General features: G+C 69.5%; 4 protein-coding genes, 1 tRNA gene and 1 pseudogene. 5 read left to right on the forward strand and 1 reads right to left on the reverse strand.

Going from position 1 to position 5,418, the window contains the following annotated elements:
• Window positions 1–343: 343 nt before the first annotated feature.
• The 3 genes and pseudogenes from cax to KBZ04_RS13975 all read left to right on the forward strand — a co-directional run.
• Window positions 344–1,408: pseudogene (gene cax, locus KBZ04_RS13965) on the forward strand (calcium/proton exchanger); the annotation flags it as partial.
• 22 nt (window positions 1,409–1,430) lie between these two features.
• Window positions 1,431–2,612, forward strand: a complete 1,182-nt coding sequence (locus KBZ04_RS13970) for a pentapeptide repeat-containing protein (RefSeq protein ID WP_254992509.1) — start codon at window positions 1,431–1,433, stop codon at window positions 2,610–2,612.
• Between the two features lie 18 nt (window positions 2,613–2,630).
• Window positions 2,631–2,715: transfer RNA gene (locus KBZ04_RS13975), tRNA-Ser, on the forward strand.
• 35 nt (window positions 2,716–2,750) lie between these two features.
• Here the strand turns inward: KBZ04_RS13975 and KBZ04_RS13980 are convergent.
• On the reverse strand, window positions 2,751–4,748 hold the full coding sequence (locus KBZ04_RS13980) for a helicase-related protein (RefSeq protein WP_254992510.1): 1,998 nt from the start codon (window positions 4,746–4,748) through the stop codon (window positions 2,751–2,753).
• A 52-nt stretch (window positions 4,749–4,800) separates the two neighbouring features.
• Here KBZ04_RS13980 and KBZ04_RS13985 point away from each other — a divergent pair, with 52 nt between their 5' ends.
• Window positions 4,801–5,103: a hypothetical protein gene (locus KBZ04_RS13985; protein ID WP_254992512.1), complete on the forward strand. Its 303-nt coding sequence runs from the start codon at window positions 4,801–4,803 to the stop codon at window positions 5,101–5,103.
• Between the two features lie 57 nt (window positions 5,104–5,160).
• Window positions 5,161–5,343 (forward strand): hypothetical protein, encoded by a 183-nt coding sequence (locus tag KBZ04_RS13990; RefSeq protein ID WP_254992513.1) that lies wholly within the window; start codon window positions 5,161–5,163, stop codon window positions 5,341–5,343.
• Window positions 5,344–5,418: the final 75 nt, after the last annotated feature.

The raw sequence follows: 5,418 nt of genomic DNA on the forward strand, positions 1-5,418 counted from the left end.
ACCTGTTGAATTGAGGCGACCGTTCTTCGCGATGGCAACGGGTGAGGTTTACGAGAGCCCCCGTTGTCGCTGCTGGCCTCGCCCCCCCCGTCCTCAGGGTGCCGGACTGGGATCTTCATCGCCTGAGGATTCTTTGGGCCCGTGGTGGCCTTCAGGGTGTCGGGCAATCAGGAGCAAGCTGCTGAGTCCATTCTGCGCAGAAAGTCCCTGGGGTGCCGTCATCACCGCGACGCCGCAGGTCGTTGCAGACCCTGCATGCTGCCCCGGCCATGTTGATGGTTGCCCTGGCCCTGGCCCCGTTGGTCAACAGTCGGTCACAATGGGTCACCGAATGGCGCCCTCCATGCCCGCTCGCCTGCGCATCGCCATCGGCCTGCTGGCGATGCTGCCGGTGGCAGCGGCCGCCGACCGGCTCCACTGGGGCGATGTGATCGTCTTCGTCACGTCGATTCTGTCGATCATTCCGCTGGCGATCCTGCTGAGCACCGCCACCGAGGAGCTGTCCCTCACCCTCGGCCCCTCGATCGGGGCCCTGCTCAATGCCCTGTTCGGCAATGCCACCGAGCTGATCATTGCCCTGGCTGCCCTGCGGGCCGGCCTCGTGGACATCGTCAAGGCCAGCATCACCGGCACGGTCATGGCCAACCTGCTGCTGGCCCTTGGCCTCTCGATGCTGGTGGGGGGCATCGGGCGCAGTGAGCAACGGTTCCAGCCGGTGGTGGCCAGGGTCAACGGCTCGGCCATGACCCTGGCCGTCCTGGCGATCCTCATCCCAAGCCTGCGGGGCATGGTGGGTGGCGAGTCCGGGGGGCTGGATGCGGCCGCCGCCGAGTCCTTCTCCCTTTTCGTGGCCTGGGTGCTGCTGGCTGTCTACGCCCTCACCCTGCTGTTTTCCCTGAAAACCCATCGCACCCTCTATGCCGTGGCCGAGGCGGATCTGGTCGAGGCCGGGGGGGATCCTGGCCACGGCGGCCAGGCCGCCCATCGGCCGCCCCTGCTTCCCTGGGTGGCCGTGCTGCTGGCGGCCACCGTGGGTCTGGCCTATGCCTCCGAGCTGTTCGTGGGCGTCGTCGAGACCGTCACCGAGTCCCTCGGCCTTTCGGCCCTGTTCACCGGCGTCGTCCTGCTCCCCCTGCTGGGCGGTGCCGCCGAGTACCTCACCGCCGTGAGCATGGCGCGTAAGGACAAGATGGACCTGGCGGTCTCGGTGGCCCTGGGCTCCACCCTGCTGGTGGGACTGCTGGTGGTGCCGGTGCTGCTGCTGGTGGCACCGCTGCTGGGCCATCCCCTCGACCTCAGCTTCAACGTCTATGAAGTGGTGGCGGTGGCCACCGCCGTTCTGGTGAGCAATCTGGTCAGCATCGACGGCCGCTCCGACTGGCTCGAGGGGGTGCTGCTGCTGGCGGCTTCTTCCAGAGCGGTCCCCTGCCATGAGCACCAAACCGGACGATCGCTCCCTGGTCACCGTTGCCGCTCCGCCCCTGGCCCTGCGGGCGGGCGGCCCCTGGACCCGCCTGCGCCATGGGGCGGGCCTGCAATTGCTGCTGACCCTTCTGGTTCTGCTGGTGGCCCTGGTGCTGGGCCTGGCCTGGCTGGCCGTGGCGGCGGCCCTGCTGACGCTGGTCCTGGCGCTGCGCCAGCTGCTGCCTCCGCTCTGGCAGCTCCTGGCCCGCCACCTCGAAGACCCCCCCACGGTCCGGCTGGTGGCGACCCTGGCCCTGGTCCTGGCCCTGCTGGCGATTCCCCTGGCCCTCGGCTGGCTCGACCCGCTGCTGGCCATCTACCGCAACGGGGACTGGGAGGCGATCGGTGCCTTCGGCGAGGGGGTGATCGGGGCCATCGGCCAGATCCTGGTGGCCCTGGTGGCCCTGATGATCGCCTGGCGCCAGGTGATGGTCGATCAGCGGCTCACCACCCAGCAGAACCGCATCACCCAGGCCCAGACGATCGACAGCTTCATCCATGGCATCTCGGAGCTGATCAGCGACGAGGAAGGCCTGCTGGAGGACTGGCCCCTGGAGCGGATGCTGGCGGAGGGGCGCCTGGCGGCGGTTCTGAGCAGCATCGATGGCGATGGCAAAGCCAGGATCCTGCGCTTCCTCTCCCACGCCCGGCTGCTCACCCCCCTGCGCCGCGACCAGCGGCTGGGGCGCGCCATCCTCGACGGCGAAGGCAGTTACGAAGAAGACCGGCCGAAGGGGGTTCCCGTGATTCGGCTCCAGAGCATGCTGCGGGGCGCCGATCTCGCTGGCACCGACCTGCGGGCCATCGACTTCAACGGTGCCGATCTCTCCGGCGCCGACCTCTCCGGCGCCGACCTGGCCGAGGCCAACCTGGCCGCCGTCAACCTCGTCGGGGCCAACCTCCAGGGCTCCTGCCTGCAAGGCACCCGGTTCTTCTACGGCGATGCCCTGGCCGCCACCCCGCACCAGGTCCAGCTCGAGCCGGATCACACCGAGGGAACCGGCACGGGGGCCCGGGTGGAGAACGTCAATCTCAGCGGGGTCCGGCAGCTGGATCCAGGCAACCGCGCCTACCTGGCGGCCTGGTCCGGAGCCCGTTCCCGCCTCACCCTGCCCGGGGGCTGCAAGGGGCTGCCCAACCGGCTGTAGGGTCGGGCCGTCCATCCTGGAGGGGTGGTCGAGTGGTTGATGGCTCCGGTCTTGAAAACCGGCGAATCGCAAGATTCCGTGGGTTCGAATCCCACCCCCTCCGCCTTTCTTTCCGGTCGAATCAGGGAGTGCCTCGGCTCAGGGCCCCTCGGCCCGTTCCGCCTGCTGCCGCAGCTTCTGGAGCCGCTCCAGCAGGGATTCGTTGCTCATCCGGTTGTTGAGCCGCTCCGCCAGCAGCGGGAAGGCCATCGGGCCTGGTCGGGGCAGGTGCCGCTGCAGCCATTCACTGCCGCGCAGGCGCTGCAGGGTGCTGACCAGCCGTCCGAGGTCGAGCTGCTCCTCCAGCACTTCAGCGCGGGCCTGAGCCAGCAGCAGGTTGCCGGGTTCATGGCGCCCGAAGACATCGAAGAGGAGGGCGGCGCTGATCTGCAGCTGGCCGCCGGAACGGGCCTGGCCGGGGTAGCCGTTCACCACCAGCCCGCTCACCTGGGCGATGGAACGGAACCGACGGCGGCACAGCTCTGACAGGTTGACCGCCCGCTCCAGATCCTCCAGCAGGCCCCCAGGGTCGAGCAGGGTGTCCCCATGCAGCTCAAGCAGCTCCTCGAAGGGGTAGTCCCGGGCCGCCAGCAGCTCGAAGCCGTAGTCGTTCACTGACACCGTGAGGGTGCCGGGATGGTGGCGGGCCAGCCGCCACGACCACAGGAAGCCCAGGCCCTCATGCACGAAGCGTCCTTCGAAGGGGTAGGCGTAGAGATGGCTCCCCTCCCGGGTGTGGCACAACTCCACCAGAAACTGCTGGCGGCGGGGCAGGGCGGAGAGCAGCACCTGGCGCTCCAGCAGCGGCCGCAGGGCCTGCAGCTCGGCTGTGTCCAGCGTGAATCCCTTCTCCCCGTCGAGGGCGCGGGCGCAGCGGTCGACTTCGTTGCGCAGGTGGGCACTGAGCAGATCGGAGAGGGCCATCTGGCCGCCCCCCCAGGCCGGCACCATGGCGCTGCGGCGCGTCGTGGCCTTCACCATTGCGGTCATCTCCCGCAACCGCACGAACTCCAGCTGGCGGCCGGCGAAGAAGAAGACATCGCCGGGTTTGAGCCGGCCGATGAACACTTCCTCCACGTGGCCCAGCACGGCCCCGCGCACGAAGCGCACGGTCACGGCCCGATCGGCGCTGATCGTGCCGATGTTGAGCCGGTGCAGGCGGGCCACCGTCGGTTCCCGCACCACGAAACGCTGACGGACGCCGGCGCTGGCCTCCGCTGGCTGTCGCTCCAGCTTGCGGTAGCGCGGATAGGCCCCCAGGCAGTCCCCCCCGTGCTCGAGAAAGCGCAGACACCAGTCCCAGCGGCTGCGCTCCAGCCCCCGGTAGCTCCAGGTGCGGCGCACGGCCCCAAACGTCGCCTCGGGCTCGAAGCCCGGACCGCAGGCCAGGGTCACCAGGTGCTGCAGCAGCACATCGAGCGGCGCCTGCGGCGGGCGGCGATGTTCCACCAGCCCCTCCCCCAGCCCCCGTCGCATGGCGGACACCTCCAGCAGTTCCAGGGCATTGGTGGGCATGAACAGCACCTGGGCCGTGCCGCCGGGCTGATGGGCCGAGCGCCCCGCCCGCTGCAGCAGCCGGGCCAGGTTCTTGGCACTGCCGATCTGCACCACCCGCTCCACCGGCTGGAAGTCGACCCCCAGATCAAGGGAGCTGGTGCACACCACCCAGCGGATCTCCGCGGCTTTCACACCCGCTTCGATCGCCTCGCGCCCGGCCCGGTCGATGGCGCTGTGGTGCAGGGCGAGGGCCCCCTCCATCTCCGGGCAGGCGAAACGCAGGCACTGGTGCCAGCGCTCAGCCTGGTTGCGGGTGTTGGTGAACAGCAGCGTGGAGACGTCCGGCTCCAGGGCGGCCACCAGTTCCTCGTACATGCGCAGACCCAGATGGCCGGCCCATGGGAAGCCGTCGATCGTGTCGGGCAGCAGGCTGCGAATCTGCGTGTCCCGCCGGATCCGGGCGGTGATGATCCGGGGCTCGACGCCGACACCCACCGCGGCTTGGGCCGCCTCCTCCAGGTTGCCGATGGTGGCGCTGATCGCCCAGGTGCGCAGGTGGGGCCGCCGGCCCCGCAGCCAGCTCAGGCAGAGCTCGCTCACCGGGCGACTTCGCGCACGGCCGTCTAGGCTGCGGTCACCAGCCTGGAGACCAGTGAGCGACAGCCTTCTGACCCTGGACCTGCTGGCTCCGGTCACCACCCCTGGCAAGCCGCCGCCGCCCCTGGAGCCGGGCCGCCGGTGCTGGCTGTGGTTCCGCGAGCCCGGGGAGTGGCGCAGCGAGTTCTACGTGCGGGCCGTTCACTCGGACGGCATGGTGACCGTGGACCATCACCAGCACTGGCCGGCCACGGTCGCCGGCTGGCGGGTGCGGACCACGGCCCCGGCCGATCCCCGCCGCGGCCCGGTGCCACCCCGAAATGCCGTGTGGCTGATCCAGCCGACCAGGAAGGACTGAGCCGGTTGCTGGTCCAATCCTCACGGATGCGCTACAGTCTGAATCAAGGGGGCAGAGGTGCCCCCGCCGTCCCACCGCTTCGCCGCCATGACCACCGCCGCACCCGCTGCCACCGCCGCCGACTTCACCCGCTGGGCTGAGAAGGCCCGCACCATGACCGACGCCGAGCTGCTCTACAGCGCCCGCGACTGCCGCCAGGCCGAGGCCGCCATGCTCGGGCATTGCTCAGCTCTGCTTTAAATAAGAGACACAAGCACCAGCGAAACTTCCCAGTATCGCTAAAGACCATTTCTTATCATCTGGAGAGGCATTAGG

The sequence above is a fragment of the Cyanobium sp. N5-Cardenillas genome (assembly GCF_024345515.1).
In the GTDB taxonomy this organism is placed as follows: Bacteria; Cyanobacteriota; Cyanobacteriia; order PCC-6307; family Cyanobiaceae; genus Cyanobium.

Excerpts from the sequence above, each read along its gene's own strand:
- KBZ04_RS13970 (WP_254992509.1), top strand. The coding sequence starts at position 1,431 with ATGAGCACCAAACCGGACGATCGCTCCCTGGTCACCGTTGCCGCTCCG.